At 48.0% G+C, this 20,248-nt stretch carries 17 protein-coding genes; 4 read left to right on the top strand and 13 right to left on the bottom strand.

Going from position 1 to position 20,248, the window contains the following annotated elements:
• Positions 1-43 precede the first annotated feature (43 nt).
• The 12 genes from OL236_RS11135 to OL236_RS11080 all read right to left on the bottom strand — a co-directional run bounded on the left by OL236_RS11135 (position 44) and on the right by OL236_RS11080 (position 13,549).
• On the bottom strand, positions 44-1,000 hold the full coding sequence (locus OL236_RS11135; protein WP_265070667.1) for a glycosyltransferase family 2 protein: 957 nt from the start codon (positions 998-1,000) through the stop codon (positions 44-46).
• Positions 1,001-1,008: 8 nt separating this feature from the next.
• Positions 1,009-2,232 carry a hypothetical protein gene (locus OL236_RS11130; protein ID WP_265070666.1) on the bottom strand — a complete coding sequence of 408 codons (1,224 nt, stop codon included), beginning with the start codon at positions 2,230-2,232 and terminating at the stop codon, positions 1,009-1,011.
• 36 nt (positions 2,233-2,268) lie between these two features.
• Complete coding sequence (locus OL236_RS11125) at positions 2,269-3,225, bottom strand: hypothetical protein (protein ID WP_265070665.1); 957 nt, start codon at positions 3,223-3,225, stop codon at positions 2,269-2,271.
• 24 nt (positions 3,226-3,249) lie between these two features.
• The gene (locus OL236_RS11120; RefSeq protein WP_265070664.1) at positions 3,250-4,317 is read right to left on the bottom strand and encodes an NAD-dependent epimerase/dehydratase family protein; all 1,068 of its coding nucleotides are present in this window, start codon (positions 4,315-4,317) and stop codon (positions 3,250-3,252) included.
• A gap of 101 nt (positions 4,318-4,418) precedes the next feature.
• A complete protein-coding gene (locus OL236_RS11115; RefSeq protein WP_265070663.1) occupies positions 4,419-5,138 on the bottom strand; it encodes an IspD/TarI family cytidylyltransferase in 720 nt (239 codons plus the stop codon).
• Positions 5,139-5,172: 34 nt separating this feature from the next.
• Positions 5,173-6,069, bottom strand: a complete 897-nt coding sequence (locus OL236_RS11110; protein WP_265070662.1) for a LicD family protein — start codon at positions 6,067-6,069, stop codon at positions 5,173-5,175.
• A 4-nt stretch (positions 6,070-6,073) separates the two neighbouring features.
• Entirely contained in the window at positions 6,074-6,760 is a 687-nt protein-coding gene (locus tag OL236_RS11105) for a sugar transferase (protein ID WP_265070661.1), read from the bottom strand.
• The gene (locus OL236_RS11100; protein ID WP_265070660.1) at positions 6,757-7,986 is read right to left on the bottom strand and encodes a DegT/DnrJ/EryC1/StrS family aminotransferase; all 1,230 of its coding nucleotides are present in this window, start codon (positions 7,984-7,986) and stop codon (positions 6,757-6,759) included. Before OL236_RS11100 ends, OL236_RS11105 begins: the two co-directional genes overlap by 4 nt.
• A complete protein-coding gene (locus tag OL236_RS11095) occupies positions 7,983-9,836 on the bottom strand; it encodes a polysaccharide biosynthesis protein (RefSeq protein WP_265070659.1) in 1,854 nt (617 codons plus the stop codon). The genes OL236_RS11100 and OL236_RS11095 overlap by 4 nt, the downstream gene beginning before the upstream one ends.
• Positions 9,837-10,122: 286 nt before the next feature.
• Complete coding sequence (locus OL236_RS11090) at positions 10,123-11,469, bottom strand: GumC family protein (protein ID WP_265070658.1); 1,347 nt, start codon at positions 11,467-11,469, stop codon at positions 10,123-10,125.
• Between the two features lie 26 nt (positions 11,470-11,495).
• Entirely contained in the window at positions 11,496-12,329 is an 834-nt protein-coding gene (locus tag OL236_RS11085; protein ID WP_265070657.1) for a polysaccharide biosynthesis/export family protein, read from the bottom strand.
• A gap of 146 nt (positions 12,330-12,475) precedes the next feature.
• Positions 12,476-13,549, bottom strand: a complete 1,074-nt coding sequence (locus OL236_RS11080) for an indolepyruvate ferredoxin oxidoreductase subunit alpha (protein ID WP_265070656.1) — start codon at positions 13,547-13,549, stop codon at positions 12,476-12,478.
• Between the two features lie 156 nt (positions 13,550-13,705).
• Here OL236_RS11080 and OL236_RS11075 point away from each other — a divergent pair, with 156 nt between their 5' ends.
• The 4 genes from OL236_RS11075 to cobT are packed head-to-tail and all read left to right on the top strand — an operon-like array spanning position 13,706 to position 19,422.
• On the top strand, positions 13,706-14,287 hold the full coding sequence (locus OL236_RS11075; protein WP_265070655.1) for a type IV toxin-antitoxin system AbiEi family antitoxin domain-containing protein: 582 nt from the start codon (positions 13,706-13,708) through the stop codon (positions 14,285-14,287).
• Position 14,288: 1 nt separating this feature from the next.
• Positions 14,289-15,155 (top strand): nucleotidyl transferase AbiEii/AbiGii toxin family protein, encoded by an 867-nt coding sequence (locus tag OL236_RS11070; protein ID WP_265070654.1) that lies wholly within the window; start codon positions 14,289-14,291, stop codon positions 15,153-15,155.
• Between the two features lie 47 nt (positions 15,156-15,202).
• A complete protein-coding gene (locus OL236_RS11065; RefSeq protein WP_265070653.1) occupies positions 15,203-17,386 on the top strand; it encodes a Tex family protein in 2,184 nt (727 codons plus the stop codon).
• Positions 17,383-19,422, top strand: a complete 2,040-nt coding sequence (gene cobT / locus OL236_RS11060; RefSeq protein WP_265070652.1) for a nicotinate-nucleotide--dimethylbenzimidazole phosphoribosyltransferase — start codon at positions 17,383-17,385, stop codon at positions 19,420-19,422. Before OL236_RS11065 ends, cobT begins: the two co-directional genes overlap by 4 nt.
• A gap of 266 nt (positions 19,423-19,688) precedes the next feature.
• Here cobT and OL236_RS11055 read toward each other — a convergent pair whose 3' ends face one another.
• Positions 19,689-19,961 (bottom strand): hypothetical protein, encoded by a 273-nt coding sequence (locus tag OL236_RS11055; protein WP_265070651.1) that lies wholly within the window; start codon positions 19,959-19,961, stop codon positions 19,689-19,691.
• Positions 19,962-20,248 lie beyond the last annotated feature (287 nt).

Genomic DNA, 20,248 nt, shown 5'->3' with positions numbered 1-20,248 from the left:
TTGTTTACCCCCGATAGCCTCTTTTATCCAACACTATTTTATATCATATACCACGATGACACCACCTGCATAGCTTATTATTACATATATGCTCTACTGCATCTGGATGATTAAAACGAATATAAGCACGATATGCAGATAGAGGAAGAACTTTAAATATATATCTTAATCCTTGTTGCTTCACTAAGAGAATTAACATTAGTAATGACAATGGTAAATTATCATGTATAATTTTTTTTACATAAGCTCCACCTTGAGGAACAGGTCCATAATAGTCTCGTGGATTCACATGCAATTTTTTGTATACTACAACAGCCTCAGCCTCAACCAAAGCTTGATTCGAACTGACTCCAGAAGTCGAAAAAAACGCGGTATACAGATCACTATACTTAATCCTTATATTTTCATCCATCTGACACTGTATAGAAAGTTTGTAATCACTAATGAGCCTAAGGTTCCGATCAAAAGGATATTTTTCTAGGACATGGCGACCAATAAATGCACCTTCTGTCGGAATGCAAGTCAACCCATTACGTATCCGCTGCGTATTGCAAAAGGGATACTGTAATAACGTTTTCTCATCTACATCATATCTACTACACGATAAAAAATCCGGTTTATCTTGAAGTTCCTTTACTACAGCATCAATAATGCAGGGATCTGAAAGAGAATCATCCGAACCAAGAATGTTAATATAATCCCCCGTAGAAAAATCGATCCCTTTTCCTACCGCATCACAAATACCATTATCGCGCTCACTCATCCAGCGAATTCTATCTCCATATTTTTTGAGAATATCAAGCGTCCCATCTGTAGAGCCACCATCTATGATGATATATTCTATATTTTGATACGTTTGATTAAGTATGCTGGATATAGTTTGCTCCAATGTCCTTGCAGAATTAAATGTAGCTGTAATAAATGTAATCTTCGGTCGATACAAGATTTCATGCCCCTTTCTAGCTATCTCATTTTTTACATTGTTCTTCTGTTCATACAAACATTTTTTCAGTTGACCTCTTCTGATTTTATCGACATAAAAAATAGAATTGGAAGAATTATTTTTCCGTCAAAAAAAATTCCACCTTGAATACACGAAGCAACTATCCATATGACATATATCAAAAATACACCTATACGACATCCTTTCGTATACTTCCACACTGTCAATATGTAGTCTCCAATAAAATTTATAACAATAAGAATAAATCCAACAATACCAAGTTGAAACACAAAAGCTAAAATTTGCAACTCGTATTCCCAGAAATTAACTTCATTTCTGATATTATTAACGATATATGCTCCCATACCAGATCCCCAGAATGGATTTTCTATAACCCCATCCATCAAGGAATCATACTGTTGTATACGTTCCAAATTAGATGCATATGTCCGGTCATTCACAAATATGCTTTGAAAGAGATACGATACATCACTTTCAAATAAAAGAACAGAAAAGATAGCAACAACAATCGCAGCCGGCAATAAGATTCTTCCCCAGTATACATTCGATACTTTTTTAATTCTAGGCATTATAGCAATCATCGTAGCCATCACAAAGACAAAAACATCTACTCTTCCATAATCAATAAAAATAAATAAAAGACCTAAAAACCAGACAAAAGGATTTATACCCTTGTTTTTGTAACTATGTAACAACAAAATGATCAGCGGAACTATATTCAAGCCCGTCGATAAGCGTGGTAACATCCCCAAAAAGCCCGTTGTTCCTTGTAAAATATCGCTAACCATCTCTATTGACTGGCCTCTGTTTTTTACCCATTCAGACAACGCTGCTATAATGACACTGTCTGGTATAAAACCTAAAACAGCACCAATCCCTGTAAATACATAGACAGAAAACCAAAGTATCATCACATAATATAAATACTTCTGAATGAGTGCTACATACAGCAATTTATTTTCATACGAAAATACGACGATTTTCCACGACAACCACAAACTAGCAAAGGCAAACATTTCATCAAGGGTATATGGATAAAAACCATTATGTATTCCATATAATGTCGACCAAGACAAATATATAAAAAAGATAATATCATTGACTTTTATCGGAACTAATATTTTCTTTCTAAAGCTAACTAGGAATACAGATAAAAATATAAAAAGCAGATAAAATACTCGACTGAGCATTTTTATATCAGAAGAAAACTGCCCTATTGCATACAATAAAAAAAAGATAATCAAACAAACATTTAGTGTTTTTTTCATGATTCCCTCAATAGAATATATACAACTATAGTCAGCTTAAAATAAGTAATTTAATAAATCAGCAGAAGATATGTCAAGAGTATTCTTATAGTTCACAGACTCTTTCCGCTTGACCCATTCCCAGTCAACATCTTCGATTCGATCAAAAAAATGCATATATCGCTCATCATATAAAGGAAGATTTTTTATATCAGGATTATTCGATAAAAGTTTTTTCTTATAACAAATTGCTTCTAAATATCGAAGCGTCTGTGCTCGCTGACCCTCTGGTAAAATTTCCAAAATACAATTTGTAGACAAAATATCTGCCAAAACAGCAGTATATGGTAATGGCTTTCTCAATGTCTCACCATAATCAATATTTTTCCAGATACTATATATTTTAAAAAGATTGTTTACTCCGTTAATATCACACGCTTTACTTATTTCTCTTAAGATATTTTCACGCCCCTTTAATGAGGAAATATAATACAGATCGGATGAACTAGCAGAAGGGCATATATGATCATAATGAGAGTAATAAGAGAAACCTATATACCGATATCCATACTCGACACAATCATTTTGATCGTAGGATAAAATGATATCCCACGGGAAAAATTGGATTCTCTTTTTTACTTCTCGCATATGTTTCGACTGCCCATGCATCGAATCTACTAAGATTAAAACAAACTTCACTTTCGGATGACTATATTTTAATTTTTTCCAAAAAGATACTGTAGGCAATGACATTGCCATGCTATTTACAAGCAAATATCCATCAGAAGGCAGAAGTCTCTCAATATCTTCATAATGAAACCATACATCGCGATAAGGAAGCCATACATATTCCCCAATTTTCTTGTTAGTATGCAACTTATATGCAATAGATAAAAAAGGGCTGGTGGGTGTGGATATAATATATTTATTTATCGTTGGCACTTCACAGAGATCTTTAAATAAATAATATGCACCCGCATCTATAACAACCAACACATTCGATGGACTTACCATAAGTCTCCCTCACCGTTAAAATACTCATAAACAAGATTCAATCATTCTCTCAAACATATCCCTTAGCCCCCAACGAGGTTGCCAACCGAGATTCTGAATCTTTTTCGTATCAAGGTTCATATAAAGCTCTGGAGGATAAATAGTGGCACCAGTTTCATCTTCATGAATAACAACATGAACAGACGAACCGTATTTCTCTCGAATGTATGGCAGATTAGCTACACACTCTGCCATTTCACGAATCGAACAGTAAGTCTCTTCATTTGCCACATTATATGCCTCACTGTTCTCACCACAAAGAAGAACCAGCAATATTGCCGTCATTGCATCCGCTGTATAAAGATATGAGTGTTCTGTTCCCCCCTTTGTTTTGAGGATAATATCTTCTCCCCTCAAAGCCGATCGCATGAACTGTGCAAATACGCGATTCTCATCATCACGTATCCCCGCACCAAATGTCTGCGCAAGGCGAATAGCCTTTGCTGGAACACAATACTCCGAGGCATAGGCTGAGCAAAGAGTCTCTATCATACGCTTCGCCTCAGGATAAGAACTACGCGGCTGCATTGTATTGACAAGGCTTTCGTTCTCTTCATTCACTTTTTCTCTATGACGAAGCGCACCGTAGATCTCCATACTTGAGAGAAATAGAAAGGACGTGCACTTCTTTACACGCGCAAGTTCCAGAAGCATTCTCGCACCCGTAAAATTTTCACATATGGTCTCTACTGGATGTTCTGCAAAATAACGACTTGCCGTAGGACTTGCTCCATGAACAATATAGTCGATAGGGGATGTAATTCGTGGGAGATCCACAAGATTGCCACGAAGGAAGATAAGAGGGGCACCCGCTGATAGAAGGTCCCGAAAACGTTCCGTCGCCTTCTTTTCATCGCGCACCAATGCGAGAATTTGCATTGGTATATTCCGATACAGTGCCACATAGGAAAGTGCAGAAATCAGATTAAATCCTAATAATCCCGTAGCTCCAGTAATAAGGATTTTCTTTCCTTTCAAATCTCCCCACGGTAGGAAGGAAGCATTTGCGACATATTCCATATCCTCATGAAATACATGATTCTCAATCCACATAGAAATTCCTCTCTCCCTATACTGCTTCAGTGCAATTAAAATACGCATCGTATCAAGTCAACACTAGCGTTAACTTGATACGATGAAGTTATCCATTACCCTCACAATCCTACAATTTGCATATTCTCTTGCGCGTCAAGAAAGGCACGAAACAAATAAAAATCCGTTGGTGTCGTAATTTTTATATTTTCTACAGGCCCCGTCACAGTATTTAGCGAGAATCCATAATACTGCATCAACATTGCGGAATCTATAAAATCTGTCCGTTTTTCCTGCTGCGCCTTGATATGCGCTTTGTAAATATCTTGCAAGTAAAAGCATTGAGGGGCACGTGCCATTGCACAATCCGAACGATTAAATATCTTTCCCACATGTTCGCCTTGTTGAACGAATATCGTCTCTATGGCAGGTGTCGTCGTAATGGCACTTCCATATTTTTGCACACTCTCGAGACATGATGAAATCGTATCTGAATCAATCATAGGCCGGACACCATCGTGAATCAAGACAATATCCTCTGCACCTTTCGCATATTTCAGTGCAGCATCTAATCCTCGGAAGATAGATTCTTGTCCTGTATTTCCTCCCGACACCACTTCCAGTACTTTTCGAATACGAAAGTCTACCAAGAGATCTTTTGCGTACTCAATCCACGATTCAATACAAACAAGGACTATGCCATCAATTTCATCGTGTTGTTCGAAATGCTCCAACGTATATATAAGAACAGGCTTCCCATGCATCTCCAGAAACTGTTTCGGCTTCGATCGCGTATTCATGCGTTTTCCTGTGCCGCCAGCAAAGATTACGGCGATGTTCATTTGTCCCCCCCTATACATTCCCATATATACACCCCTAAAGTAAAAACACATTATCCACTTTTTCATTCTTTCCCTGTGGAAAATAATGAATCCCTCGATAATTTTTATATGAATGATTCAAATCGATATAAGCTGTATTGTGCTTAGGTACTCGATCTTCTTGAGGAGGAAGTTTCATATAGTCTCCAAAAACCATTGTCAAGTATTCCTCATAACGTGAAGGAACAGGAATTTGGTGTCCCTCAAAGGGAAGATAACATGGCTTATCCCAAAAATCTTTCGGATATTTTAGCGTCAGCCCCTTTAATCCTGTCACTAATTCTGTATAATATGTCCATGAATCTGTCGGAGATAAAAGCATCTTCTGTTCTGCATACTGCCAAATTTTATCTCGTATACGCTTATTGGAGAAAATCCCATACGCAATCTTAGCCAACAGACGAGTCATGCCGCCTTGATTATCTGGCAGACGCTGTGCATTGAACAGAGAATACACCATCGCCCAAAAGACTTGTTTGCTATGCGAAAGCATACCGTCAGCTCGACGGTCCAAGGGGATTAAATCAATTTGCAAACCTTGGTTGATATCATCATTTACACAGTGTTTATTAATGAAAGTCGTATTATTATCTCGAATCGATGCACCTGCATCGTGATAATTTTCTGTTTCGGTCGTCCTGCAATAGGCATATCGTTTCGTGTCTGCAAACGAATTCCATACCTTAGGAAGCCTCTCGTAATCTTCCCGAAGCAGGAACACATCAATATCATCATCCCAAGGAATAAATCCATGATGCCGAACAGCGCCAATGCAGCATCCACTCCCAACATAGAAACGTATTCCATGTTGATCGCATATCTCTTTAAAGTATAGTAATATTTCTAGCGCTTTTTCCTGTATGGCTTTTAGTTGTTCTTTATCATAATCCACGATACTAACTCCCTACTTTCCAAACCGTCAGAAACATCATCTTAAAATTATACAACACCCCTGTTTTTTTTAACGCATCAAGATTCCATTTCATCTTTTGGGGAAGAATCTCATACACATAGGCACAATCTATGTCCTTTGCATCTTGCAACAACCTATCTTCATCTTTATATTGGATACTGGCCGCACTGGTAATTCCAGCAGGCAGCAAGAGCGTTGCCTTCATTTCATCCGTGTAACAATCCACATACTTTTTCACTTCTGGACGCGTACCGACAAACCCCATATCACCTATAAGGACATTTATTAATTGTGGCAATTCGTCCAAACGGCAAGCACGTATCATCCTCCCCACTTTTGTAATTCGACTATCATGTAACGTCGTCACCTGTGAACCAATCGCCTCCGCGTCCTTCACCATGGTCCGAAACTTATAGATGCGGAATACCTTCCCATATCGTGTGACACGTTCTTGTCGGAAAAAAACTTCACCATTCGAATCTAATTTTATCCATATCGCCAGTATTAGGAATACCGGCGATAAAACAATCAACAATAAGAACGCCAATACTCGATCTATTATGAATTGCACACATAAACTAATCTTGCGATGATGCAACACATTATAATATGATCGGATTGCTTCAAGCTGCATATCCTCGGGAAGATCTTCCCACTCTTTTAATATCATATCCTCATCTCTTGATAAACTTCCCGAAAGACTGAAACGACATAGTCCACATCCTCATCCGTCAAAGAAGTATGCAACGGCAGGGTGACTTCATTTGCATACTGTGCGTACGCATTCGGATATGCAGTGACGTCAAAGCCAAGATTCTTGTATACCGTATGCATTGGAAGCGGCTTATAATGAACATTTGTCGCAACACCTTTTTCTGCCATCTTTTCAATAAACAGATTGCGTTTCTTTTCGTCAAAATCCAACAACCGCACGAGATATAGATGTCCGCTTCCTTGTGCAACGTCGGTGAAATGTGGCAGCACCTCCACAGGAAGATCCTTTAGCCCCTTATCGTACTGTGCAATAATTTCACGCCGCCGCACCAACAACCCTGAATAGCGCTTCATTTGCACGAGACCAATTGCCGCCAAAACATCGGTCATATTACACTTGTAGTATGTGCCCTTAATATCATATTCCCATGCTCCAAGCTTTGTTTTGGCAAGCGCATCTTTGTTCTGTCCGTGCAAGGAGAGCAACTGATATTCATGATAAATCTCTGCATCATCCACACCTGGAATCGACTTCCAAAGTGCTGCACCGCCTTCTGCCGTTGTAAAATTCTTGACTGCATGGAAGGAGAACGACGTAAAGTCCGCAACCGATCCGATCTTCTTCCCCTTGTATGAAGCTCCAAATGCATGCGCACCATCCGCCACAATCGCCACACGCCCAATCTTGCGTTGAATCTCCGTACGCGGGAAAAACTTTTCACGCTGTCGTTCCACAATGCCAAACAGACGGTCATAATCGCATGGGACGCCACCCAAATCCACTGGAATAATGGCTTTTGTCCGCGTAGAAATCGCTTGTTCCAACTGGTCATAATCCATCTCGTATGAACCGGGCTGCGTATCGATCAAAACAATCTTAGCGCCTACATGGTCAATGACACTAGCACTCGCCGTATAGGTATAGGCCGAAGTAATAACCTCATCTCCCACACCAATACCAAGGACGCGCAAGGAAAGTTCCAAGGCTGCCGTGGCTGAATTCAAACACACCGCCATTCCATTCGAGCTTTCGCAAAAGGCTGCCACTTCTTTTTCCAACTGCTTGGTGCGCGGTCCTGTCGTAATCCAGCCAGAACGCAAGGCATTTGAAACTTCTGCTATTTCCTCCTCCGTAATATCCGGCGGTGAAAAGGGGATTTTCCTCTCTTTCATGCTATTCATGCTCCTTCTCTAGTGTCTTCCAATTGCTTGCTTTTGTATGTAGGAATCATACATTTTAATGTTTTAAGTATCGTCAGTCGGTCTCTCGTGCTTTTCAACACACCCAAATTTTTCTGAAGAGCACCTTTTTGCATAGGTATAATCTTCGCCCTATAGATCTTCTTGTGCTTTGTGCTCGTCGTTCCCTCTTCATTCGTCAGAAGTTCTTCGTATAACTTCTCTCCAGGACGTAATCCCGTATAAACGATCTTTATATCCTTATTTGGGATACGTCCATGAAGGCGGATCAAGTCGCATGCCATGTCTTTGATCTTTACAGGTTTCCCCATATCGAACAGGAACACTTCACCCCCTTCGGCCAACCCTCCAGCTTGCAAAACAAGCTGCACTGCTTCAGGTATAGTCATAAAGAAGCGTGTCATCTCCGGGTCTGTGACTGTAACAGGCCCACCTGACGCAATCTGGCGTTCAAAAAGAGGCACTACACTGCCACGACTGCCCAAGACGTTGCCGAAGCGGACAGCAACAAACTTCGTTTCGCTATGCTGATTAATTTCCTGCAAAACGAGTTCAGCTGCACGCTTCGTCGCCCCCATTACGCTTGTCGGATTGACAGCCTTATCCGTAGAAATCAGAACGAAAATCTCACTTTTATATGCATCTGCAAGCTCCGCTACATTCTTCGTTCCAAACACATTATTCTGAACAGCCTCCACTGGTTGAATCTCCATCAGAGGAACATGCTTATGCGCCGCTGCATGAAAGACAACCTCTGGCTTATAGTTGCGAAACACCTCTTCCATACGAGCTTTATCTGTGATATTAGCGATAACGGTACGATAGGATTGCTCTGGAAATTTTACTTTCAACTCTTGATAAATTTCATAAATACTGTTTTCCCCACGTCCCAAGAGCAAGATTTCCTTTGCTCCGGCATGACTGAGTTGACGAGAAAGTTCCGACCCGATCGAGCCGCCCGCTCCTGTGATCAGAACCGTCTTTCCTGCGATATAATGTGTGATTTTATCGAAATCCAGTTTGATCGGATCGCGCCGCAAGAGATCTTCCAAGCGTATTTCACGAAGCTGCTGTAAACCGATATTTCGCTTGCCCGTTTCCATCATTTCATAAAGACCGGGCATTGTTTTGACTTTGCAGGATACGCGATGGCATATATCTGTAATTCGACGAATCTCATCGCCTTCTGCTGAAGGCGTTGCAATGATAATCTCCTCTACATTTTGCGTCTCAACAATTTTAGGGACTTGATCAATCGATCCCAAAACGGGAAATCCCGACAAACGATTGCCTATCTTCTTCACGTCATCATCTGCGAATCCGACAATACGAACACTCGCCGCATCATTTTGTTCGATTTCTCGCACAAGCATAGCACCAGCATCACCAGCACCAATAATCAACACTGCCCGTTGTCCTGTTTGAGCACCGGAAAGCATATCCAAATTGATTTTAAACGCCAAGCGGCTCAAACCGATACCGCCCAGAACGAGCATCCATGAAATCAGAAAAACACTTTTTGGCACATCTTTTCCAACCAAGAAAAGAAGAAGAAATGTTCCAGCCGAAGACAATGTGACAGCTCCGACAATCGCATTGAGATCCCGAATACGTGCATAATGCCAAATTCGATGATACATGCCAAAAAGATAAAAAATGCCTACTCCAAGAACAGCAGAAGGAAGAAGCCATACATGCAAGACTGCAGCCTCGTACTCCGGCAAAGCACCATCAAATCGCAAAAGCACAGCCAACACTGGCATGACACTTAAAATAACAAAGTCAAGGAAAATAAGTTTAAACTTTTCCTTCACATAAATGAACGACATCATAACGAATTTACGCTTCCTTTCGGCAGAAACCAAATCTCACAAGAAAATGCTCAAAGCGAGCGCAAAATACAAAATGACTTTGCCGTCTATTATAAAAGACCAAGAAATCAAACCCGAAGCGCACAGACTAATCGGCTAAGCTCCAGTAATGTATAAAGATACATGCACAGTGTGCTTTTTGAGGATACCATTGCTAAAGATAGACTTAAAATCCTCTCACGTACTCTTGCATATCGACTGAACATATATCTTAAAAATTTATAGAAACTATCTCTCTCGAAAACATCTATATCTCTCTTCTGTAAAGGATCAACCCATATCCCATAGCCAGAAGCACGCCGAGCACAAAACCAATCGCAGCGATCAATTTCTTTCTCGGAGCAACAGGCTTGTCCTCATCAGGCAGGTTCGCCGAATCGACAATCTGGATATCCATACTGTCCATCGCTTCCTGAATCTTGCTCTGCTCGCTCTGCTTAACGAGGTTCAAATAGACCTCACTCTTGATCTTTGCATCACGTTCGAGGCGCACATACTCCAACACATTATCGGGAAGCTGACCGATTTCGGCTTCTTTTTTATCGTGCTGCTCCTTGAGTTTCTTTTCTCCCGCTTCAGCAACCGCCAGATGGACGGCAGCTAAAGCTTGCTCTTTCAAAAGTTCCGAATGCGCCGGATTCAGCGTCGCCGCATTCGAATCAACGCTTGCCACAACCTCAGCATTGAGACTTTCCTGCAGCTGCTGCAGCTCATTTCTCGCCTGCTGTACGCTCGGATGCTTGTCCGTATAGCGCTGCTCAAGACCTACGATTTCCACCTGCTTTGCAACAATCTGATCGCGAATCTTCTGCACGACGCTATTGTCCGAAACACGGTACTCCTTGCTCTTCATCTTTTGTTCGGCAAGCTTCGCCTCAGCCGTATCAAGCTCGGCTCTCGCAGACTTTTGCTGAACCTCGATCGCGCTGATTGCCTTGTCGAAGGCAGCCATCTGTTCAATTGCTGCCTTGACCTGATCATCGGGACTGTATATCTTATGCTCTTTGCTGAAAGTCGCCAGTTTTTCTTCCGCCTCTTCAGATTCTCGTTTGCTTTCTGCAATGCGCTTGTCAAGGAACTTCACGAGCAAAGACTGCGTCTCTTGGTTCATATCCGTCTGCATGAGGAGAAAGTTATCAACGACCGTCTGTGAAATCATCTGCGCTTCCTCTGGTGTCCTGCCACGGGCAGTCACCTCGATCAAGTTCGTTCCTTTCGTATTCTTGATATCAAGATACTTTTTTGCGAACTTTTTTGCATCCGGTTTCTCATCCTGCGGGAAATTCAGTGCTTCTATAATCGGCTCAAGCACCGTACGAGTTTTCATCAGCTCAATGTAGTTCATCGTCGGCGAAGACACAGATCCGCCGCCTACACCAAAAGCCGCCAAAGCTGCGGCAGCGCCGGAAACGTCAACCTTCCCTGCATTGCGTGTCTGCACCAGTGTAGTGGACTCGTACTCTTTCGGCAAGATGAAGGCAAGTGCCAATGCCACGACCGTGCATGCAAGGATGAGCGTCACAACCACCTTCCAGCGTGCGCCCATGATATGAAAAAGCTTCGAGAGGTCAATCGTATCCTCATTTTGTTCCATTGCAGCTTCTCTCCTAATTCACGAAGTTAGTCCGTCAAAGATTTATACAGCGCCCACACGTTGATATACGGCAAAATATCTTCTTGGAATTTGATGCCATTTGTCGCCGGCACATAGACGATGTCTCCATCTTCAAGGAAAACATTTTGTGTAATGTCATGCTTCTTCACATAGTCCTTCATATTCAGCGTACGGTAATACATCACATTGTCGCGCACGCGGATGACCTGGATGCGCGTGCTGCGCCCGCGATCCGTCCAACTGCCAGCGCTTGCTAGGGCAGCATAGGCATTCATATTATCGGCATCCATCTCCTGAATGCCGGGTTTTGTCACATCACCCATGACGTAGACCTTGCGCTTTCCATATTTCGTGACGAAGATAGAGATATCAGGGATGCGCATGTACTCACCGAAGGCTTCCAGAAGCGCTTCCTTCGCCTCATCCAGCGTCATGCCTTCCAGTTTGACACTGCCGACATAAGGGAGCTGCACGCAGCCATCGACACCAACTGGAATCTCTTCAACCTTTATGTCTTCCGTGAAGCCGATGGGCAAAATGCGCATCGTATCCCCTTTGAAAAGCCGATAGTTTTGCACTGTCGACGGACGCCCAAGGGAAGCAATCTCGAATTCTTCCGGCGCCTCAATGTAGCTTGGAGTTACCGCCGTCTCTTTTGTCTTTTCATCCTTCGATGAAGTCGTGCGTTGCGCATATGACTGCGTAGGAGCAGATTGCACAGCGACAGGCGCAGCCGAAGCCGCTTCCGCTGCAGCGTCTTGCGCCGACGACGCGGCGAACGCAGCGCTGCTGCTGAGCGCGAGCGCCGCAGTCAAAGCGAGCAGGTTGCGTTTTTTCATAGACCGACACTCCTTCACGATAATTTCATATATCTCGTTTAGAATACCATACCTCAGGCGCAGTGTCAAAAGTCAATCTTCCCTTTATACCGAAGACTTTTGACCACCGTGGAGCGACCTCTCATGCGCATGTCAAACCCTTGCCTTCATCCCTCCATGCACGCGCGGCAGACCTTGCTCGCGCCAATCGGCTGAAACGGAGCGCCGCAGGATTCGCAGCGCGGCAGGGGGATGCGCCAGCGCTTGGCAGCGGGGGAGGCGGCGAGGCGCAGGGCGCTCTTCGGGCAGCGTGCGGTGCAAAGTCCGCAGGCAGTGCAGAGCTGCGGCGTGAAAGCGAGCACGAAGTCCTCGCCCTCGACACCTGCTTGCAGCGCTCCGTGCGGACACAGGCGTGCACAGAAGCCGCAGGCATTGCAGCCGCTGTAGAGCGCGAGATCGGCGTGCACGGCGGCGGGCTGTGCGCCATGAGCGAATGCCCATGCGGGAGAGGAGAACGCGGCGAGTGCAGGGAGCATGGAGTCTTGCCCCATTCCCGCTGCATCCGGCGGCAAAACGTCATCCGCCTCTGCCGATGCTGTGCCCGCACGCGCCGCGCTTGCAGTGCCGCACGCCATACGATCGACAAGCCCAACGTCGTGCGCCCCTGCCGCCGCACTCCCCTCCGCACCGCCTGCTGCATCTCTCTGACCGAACTTCTCTTTCGCCACATCGCGAAAGCGGCGGAAGAAATCGCGGCGACTATACTCGCGTGCGGCAGGCTCAGCGTCAAGCAAGCGAAGCGGCGCTCGCCCCGCCGCTGCAAGAGCCGCATCGACGGCGGCAGCCTCGCGTGCGAGGTGCGCGTGGACGGCAGGCAGGCACGCACGGCAAGTGCCGATGTCGAGCTGCACTTCCCTCTGCGAGGCGATCGCCCAGAGGACGCCGCGCGTGAGAAAGCCGAGGCACGGAAGAGCGGAATCTGACGCGCTTTTCGCGCATGCGAGGCGCACATCTGGCGCATCGTCAGCTACAACAGCCGTCAGCTTCGCCGCATAATCAAGCCGCGTCTCGACGGCGGCGGCCGGACAGACGGCCGTGCAGAGGCCGCAGTCGATACAGAGATCGGGATGCGGCACGCCCCAGCGGAACGCACCGACGGGACAGACATCCTCACACGCGCGGCACGGCGGCTGCAGGTGCCCCTTGATGCACCTTGCCGCCGCCAAGCGGATCTTTTCCAATGCGACGGCCCCTTTCTCATACCTAAACGATTCAAAACTCTTTCATTATATTATAGCAGGACATGGATGATTTTTCACGCATTCTGCGCGTATATGCTTCCAAAACACTTGATTCTCTCCAATTAGTTGCATATAATTGTACTGGGAGGTGCAATTATGATAAAAACAACGGAAATGCTTTTAGCGAAATTATCCGATTATGCTTCCCCAAAAACGAAACTGTCCCGAATGGTTCAAAAAGGAGAATGCTTTCAGATCCGAAAAGGTCTTTATGAAACAAATCAACATGTATCTGCACATCTTCTGGCCGGGAGCATCTATGGTCCGTCCTATATTTCCTTCGAATATGCTCTCTCTCATTACGGATTGATCCCGGAAGCCGTCTATACCATCACATGTGCTACTTTTGAAAAGAAAAAGAAGAAGAAGTATGATACGCCTTTCGGAACTTTTACCTACCAAGATATCCCCTCTGCAGCATTCCCCCTATACATTGAGATCCGCCATGAGGGAGACTACTGGTATCGGATTGCATCCTTCGAAAAGGCATTGTGCGATGAACTGTATATTATGCGTCCGGCCAAAAATACAAAAGAACTTGCCTCCTTGCTTTTTGATGACCTTCGAATCGATGAATCGGAGCTTCGGAAGATGAACCTGAAAACGATCGCCGAGCTGTATGACAAATATCATGCAACAAATATCAGGAAACTCTGTACGTTATTGAGGAGACTATGAAATGAACGCTTCACTGGAACAAATGCTGCAAGCATATAGTGTTGAAAATCTATATGATCGAAAAAATGCTATGAAAGAGATCTTGCAGGAGATTGTTCTTTGCGGACTCTCTCGCGCAGGTTTTTTCAAAAAAGCAGCTTTTTACGGGGGAACGGCGCTGCGTATTTTCTACGGACTTGATCGGTTCTCCGAGGATTTGGACTTTTCCTTAGAAACAAAAAATCCTGCTTTCGATTTGTCAAAGTATTTCCCTATTCTGGAAAAGGAAGTGAGATCCTTCGGTTTAAATATGACTGTTTCAGAAAAAGTAAAAGCAAACGACAGTCATATCCGTTCCGCCTTTTTGAAAGGGAATACAAAAGAACACCTGCTCTTGTTCTACGGAAATGAACAGATTGCAGGAAGTGTTGTGAAAACGGAAGCTGTAAAAATCAAATTCGAGGTGGATGTAGATCCTCCAAAATACGCTGCATTCGAGCACAAATATCGTCTTTTGCCTTCCCCCTATGAGATCAAATTATACGATATGCCTTCCCTATTCGCCGGAAAGATTCATGCCGTTCTGGCAAGGGCGTGGCGAAACCGGATCAAGGGCAGAGACCTCTACGACTATGTTTTCTACCTTTCCCGCGATGCTGCCGTCAACCTTGCACATCTGCACGAACGGTTGATTGATTCCGGTTACATTCGCAAAGAAGACACCTGTACACTGGATGATATAAAAAGAATGCTTCGCGACCACTTTGACGCCATCAATTTTTCACAGGCGAAACAGGACGTGAAGCCGTTTATCCATAATACTTCCGCACTCGATATATGGAACGCGGAGTTTTTTAAACAAATCACAGAAAAATTAAAACAACAGTAAATCCAATAAAATATCATGCTACAATCTAAAAGACAAGAGGTATTGCCATGAAAGAAGAAAACATCGGCGCGGCTATTGCGCGCGTTTTGGGCATCCGAGCGAAGCAGGCGGAGGCGACGATCGCGCTCCTCGACGAGGGAAACACCGTGCCCTTCATCTCGCGCTACCGCAAGGAGGCGACGGGCGAACTCGACGAAGAGCAGGTGCGCTCCGTCGAGAGAGAGCTTTCGCGCCTCAGAAATCTCGCGAAGCGCCAGCAGGAGATCGAAAAGAGCATCGAGGAGCAGGGAAAGCTCACGCCCGAGATCAAGGAAGCGCTCGACCGGGCGCTGAAGATGCAGGAGCTGGAAGACATCTACCTGCCCTTCAAGCAGAAGCGGCGCACGCGTGCGGGCGTCGCGCGGGAAAAGGGGCTTGAGCCGCTGGCGCTCGCGATTCTCGCACAGGAAGAGAAAAGCGGCACGGCGGAAGAATATGCCGCGCAGTTCATCGATGCGGAAAAGGGCGTAGAGACGGCGGAGGACGCGCTCTCCGGCGCGATGGACATCGTCGCCGAGACCGTTTCCGAGGGCGCTGCGCTGCGCCAGAAGATGCGCAAGGAGCTTTGGCAGCGGGCAGAACTCGTGACTGCGCTCGACGAAGAGGCCGAGGAGGCGCAGACCTTCCTCATGTATCAGAACTACAAGGAGCCGCTTCGCACGCTGCCCTCGCATCGCATCCTCGCCGTCAACCGCGGCGAGAAGAAAGGCTGCCTCAAGGTCACGTTCCAATGCGACCATGAGAAGCTTGCGGCGGAAATCTTCGACGGGCTGGCAAAGAGCGATTCCATCTTCCGCGAATCGCTGAAGGCAGCGATCGAGGACGGCTATAAACGTCTGCTCTTCCCCGCCATGGAGCGCGAGCTTCGCGCTCTTCTGACAGAAAACGCCGAAAAACAGGCGATCCATGTCTTCGGTGCAAACCTCAAGCAGCTCCTCTTGGAAGCGCCGCTCGCCGGCCACACGGTCATGGGACTCGATCCCGGCTACCGCACGGGCTGCAAGATGGCCGTTGTCAGTCCCACGGGGCAAGTCGTCGACCACGGTGTTCTCTACCTCACGATGAGCGAAGAGCGCCGCGCCGAAGCGGCAAAAAAGGTGCTCGCGCTCATCAAGAAGCACGGCGTGACGCTCATCTCCATCGGCAACGGCACGGCTTCCTACGAAACGGAAGAATTCACGGCGAATCTCATTCGCGAGAACAAATTGCCCGTTCACTACCTGATCACGAACGAAGCGGGCGCATCCGTCTACTCGGCCTCGAAGCTCGCGAAAGAGGAGCTTCCCGAATACGACGTGACGATTCGCGGCGCCGTCTCCATCGCGCGGCGCGTGCAGGATCCCCTCGCCGAACTCGTGAAGATCGACCCGCAGGCCATCGGCGTCGGCCAGTACCAGCACGATGTGAATCAAAAGGAGCTTGCCGCCGCGCTCGACGCCGTCGTGGAATCCGCCGTCAACCATGTCGGCGTGAATCTCAACACGGCTTCGGCGACTCTTCTCTCGCACATCGCGGGCGTCACGAAGGCGATCGCGAAGAACATCGTCGACTGGCGCGACGAAAACGGCGTTTTCGCCAGCCGCCGCCAGCTCCTCAAGGTGCCGCGCCTTGGCCCTGCCGCCTTCACGCAGTGCGCGGGCTTTTTGCGCATCGCAGGCGGCAAAAGCCCCCTCGACAACACGCCCGTCCATCCCGAATCCTACGCGCTCGCCGAAAAGCTGCTCGACCGCCTGGGCTTCTCGCTTGACGGCCTCAGCGACAAGAAAGCGCTCGAAACGCTCGGCGCAAAGCTCCGCCTCGCCGATGCCGAAACGCTTGCCAAGGAACTTGCGGCAGGCGTTCCGACCATGCGCGACATCATCGACGCGCTCAAGAAGCCGGGGCGCGACCCGCGCGAAGACTTGCCCGCGCCCCTGACGCGTCAGGCCATCGTCAAGCTCTCCGACATCAAGGCAGGCGCCGTCATGCGCGGCACGGTGCGCAACATCACGGACTTCGGCGTATTCGTCGACATCGGCATCAAGACGGCGGGACTCATCCACATCTCAGAGCTCAGCAAGAAGCGCGTCAAGCATCCGCTCGACGTCGTATCCGTCGGCGACATCGTAAACGTCATGGTCATCAAGGTCGACGAAGAGCGCGGGCGCATCGGCCTCTCCTTGAAACAGGTGCCAAAGGAGGCAGCGATATGAAGCAAACTGCCGCCCCCCTAGGAGGCGATCTGCGCCGGACGGACGACGCCGCTCTCGTGCACGATACCATTCGCGCCATCGAGCCGCCCGACGTTAAAGCGGGCGAGAATATGCAGTGCGCCCTGCAGGAAAAGCTGCCGCGAGGCGTCGGTCTCGGCGCACTCGCAGCCCTCCTCGACCGCTATATGTGCGCGACGAAGAGTACATGGGAGCATCTCGAAAAGCCGAAGAAATGCACGCTGATCTGCTGCGCCGATCACGGCGTCGCCGAAATGCAGGTCAGCGCCTATCCGCCCGAGACGACGGCGCAGATGACAGCGAACTACCTGCTCGCCAAGGGTGCAGTCGCCAATGCGCTCGCAAACTTCGCCCGAAGCGATCTTCATGTCGCCGACCTTGGCATCAAGGCGCCTTTGCCGCCGCTCCCTTCGCTCATTGACCGCAAGATCGCGCACGGCACGAAGAACTCCGCCAAGGGAGCCGCCATGACGCGCGAGGAAGCGCTCCGCTCGCTCGCCGTCGGCATCCGCCTCGCCGAAGACTTCACCGCCGAAGGCTGCCGCTGCTTCCTGCCGGGCGAAATGGGCATATCGAACACGACGACAAGTGCGGCAATCGCCGCCTGCCTGTGCCATCTTACGCCCGAGCAGGCGACAGGGCGCGGCACGAACATCTCCGACGAACGCCTGAAAAAGAAGATCGAAGTCGTGCGCCAAATCCTCGCCGTCAACCGCCCCGACGCGAGCGACGGCATCGACGTGCTGCAGAAGGTCGGCGGCTTCGAGCTTGGCTGCATCGCAGGACTCATTCTCGGTGCGGCGAGAAAAAGAGCCGTCGTCATCCTCGACGGCTTCAACACGGGCGCGGCGGCGCTCGTAGCCGAGGCGCTCGCGCCCGCAGTCACGGGCTACCTTCTGCCCTCGCACCTCGCGGCAGAGCCGGCGCACGCCGCCATTCTCAAGAAGCTCGGCCTCACGCCTTATATGGACATGCGCTTTCGCCTCGGCGAAGCGACGGGATCGTCCATCGTCGCTGACTTCCTCGATGCCGCGATCGAAGCTGCAAAAAGCCTCTTCGCAGAGGATGCGGCGACAAGCGACGGCAAGGGAGCGCACGCATGGAAGCGAAACGCTGCGGCGGATGCGGCGCAAGCAGAAGATGCGCAGGACGAGATGAAGGCGATGCCGTATCGCTTCCTGTCGAAAAGCATGTCCGATGACGCGGATGATGCGCTCGACGACCTCGCTCTGCCCGCCTTCCCCGCGCTCGACACTCTCGCCATGGCCTCCTGCCAAAAGCGCATCGACAGCCTCGCCAAGCCCATCTACAGCCTCGGACGACTCGAAGAACTGGCCGTGCGCCTCGCAGGCGTCACGGGCGAGGCGCGGCCGCCGCTCGGCGCGCGGCGAGCGCTGCTCATCTTCGCGGCAAAAGAACCTTCCGCGCGGCAGAAGCGGCTCATATCCGCCTTTGCCGCGCACGCCGAAGTGCCCGTGACGCTCGCGCTGCTCAACCAAGACAGCAAGCCTGCCGAAGCCTTCGCCTTCGGGAAGAAGATCGCGCGGAAGCTTGCCGCAGACGGCTCGCTCCTCGGGCTGTCACTTGCCGCGGAGACGGATGAGAAGGCAAGAGAGAAGGCTGCACGCTATGACGAAGCATTCCGCCCGGCAAAGGAGGGCACAGCGATCCTCAACCTGCTGCAGAATCTTTCACCCGCACTCCAAAGAGAAGCCGCCGCCCTCCTCGGCGCCCTCTGTGACGCCGCCGAAAGCCGCTGCCTCGTCCTCCTCGACGATCCCGCGACGGAAAGCGTCGCGCACCTCGCCGAAACCCTCGCGCCCACGCTCAAGCCTTACCTCCTGCACGTTCAGTCCGACTATCCCGCGCTCGCCCTTCCTGCAAGCTGCGGCGTCGCGGCCTCGCTCGGCATGCGCCTCGTCGATGCCGCGCTCCACATGGAAAACGATATGAAGACTTTCGCCGAAACCGCCGTCGCCGTAGCCGCAGACGGTCCCGGGAAAGGACGGCAAAGCTGACTTTCACAAGTGCTCTTGCACACAGACAACCGAATATGCTATACTATAGATGGCAAACGTTATTATGGTCAAAACCAGTACACGAAAAACCCCCAAGTTGCACTCTTGGGGGTTTTTCTATTCCCTTATTGAAATATAGCATACCTCAGCAGATTGTTCCATAACGCCCACAAAATCGCAGGCGCTTGATTTTGTAGGCAAGCCGGCATGTGATTCATCAGCAAGCCTTATACAGCAAATCCTTATGGATGAATCGACCCTTCTGCCTAAAACAGATGAAGATGGCGCAGAAGAACCGTGATGAAGCAGAGGACGGCGAGGAAGAACATGAAGTACTCGATGCACTTCACAGGATATGCGTAATGCAGCGGAATCTCCACGACCTTCGGGACGTTCTCCGCAAGAAGCGAGATGGCGACGGAAGTATAGAGGATCGTGTTCGCCATGCGCGTTGTCTTGTACGTCGACAGCGCCATGAGGATGAGGCAGACGGCCAAGGCGATGAGAAAGTACGCAATCTTGTCGCCATGATGACGCATGACACCACCTCCTCTTCATTTCAATCCAGCTTGTTTCATGATAGCTTCAAGCGTGCCCGTCTTGACTTACTGTCCATCATGACGCGCGGGGGGAACGTTTCAACTCCGAATCCTTCATACTGCTTCCTTGGTCAAGTCAACAATAAATATATACCATGCGCCTCTATTTGTAAATGCAGAAATATGCGGAATGACTTTTAAAGCCAATCGTTCATAGAAAAACCATCGGAATTATCGAAAAAAGTCGCAATTTTCCATTGACAAATACGAAAAATGTGCGATACTTA

It is taken from the genome of Selenomonas sputigena (assembly GCF_026015965.1).
Lineage (GTDB): Bacteria > Bacillota > Negativicutes > Selenomonadales > Selenomonadaceae > Selenomonas.
Note: the sequence above shows the minus strand (reverse complement) of the source record. Positions and strands in the feature narration are given on the sequence as shown.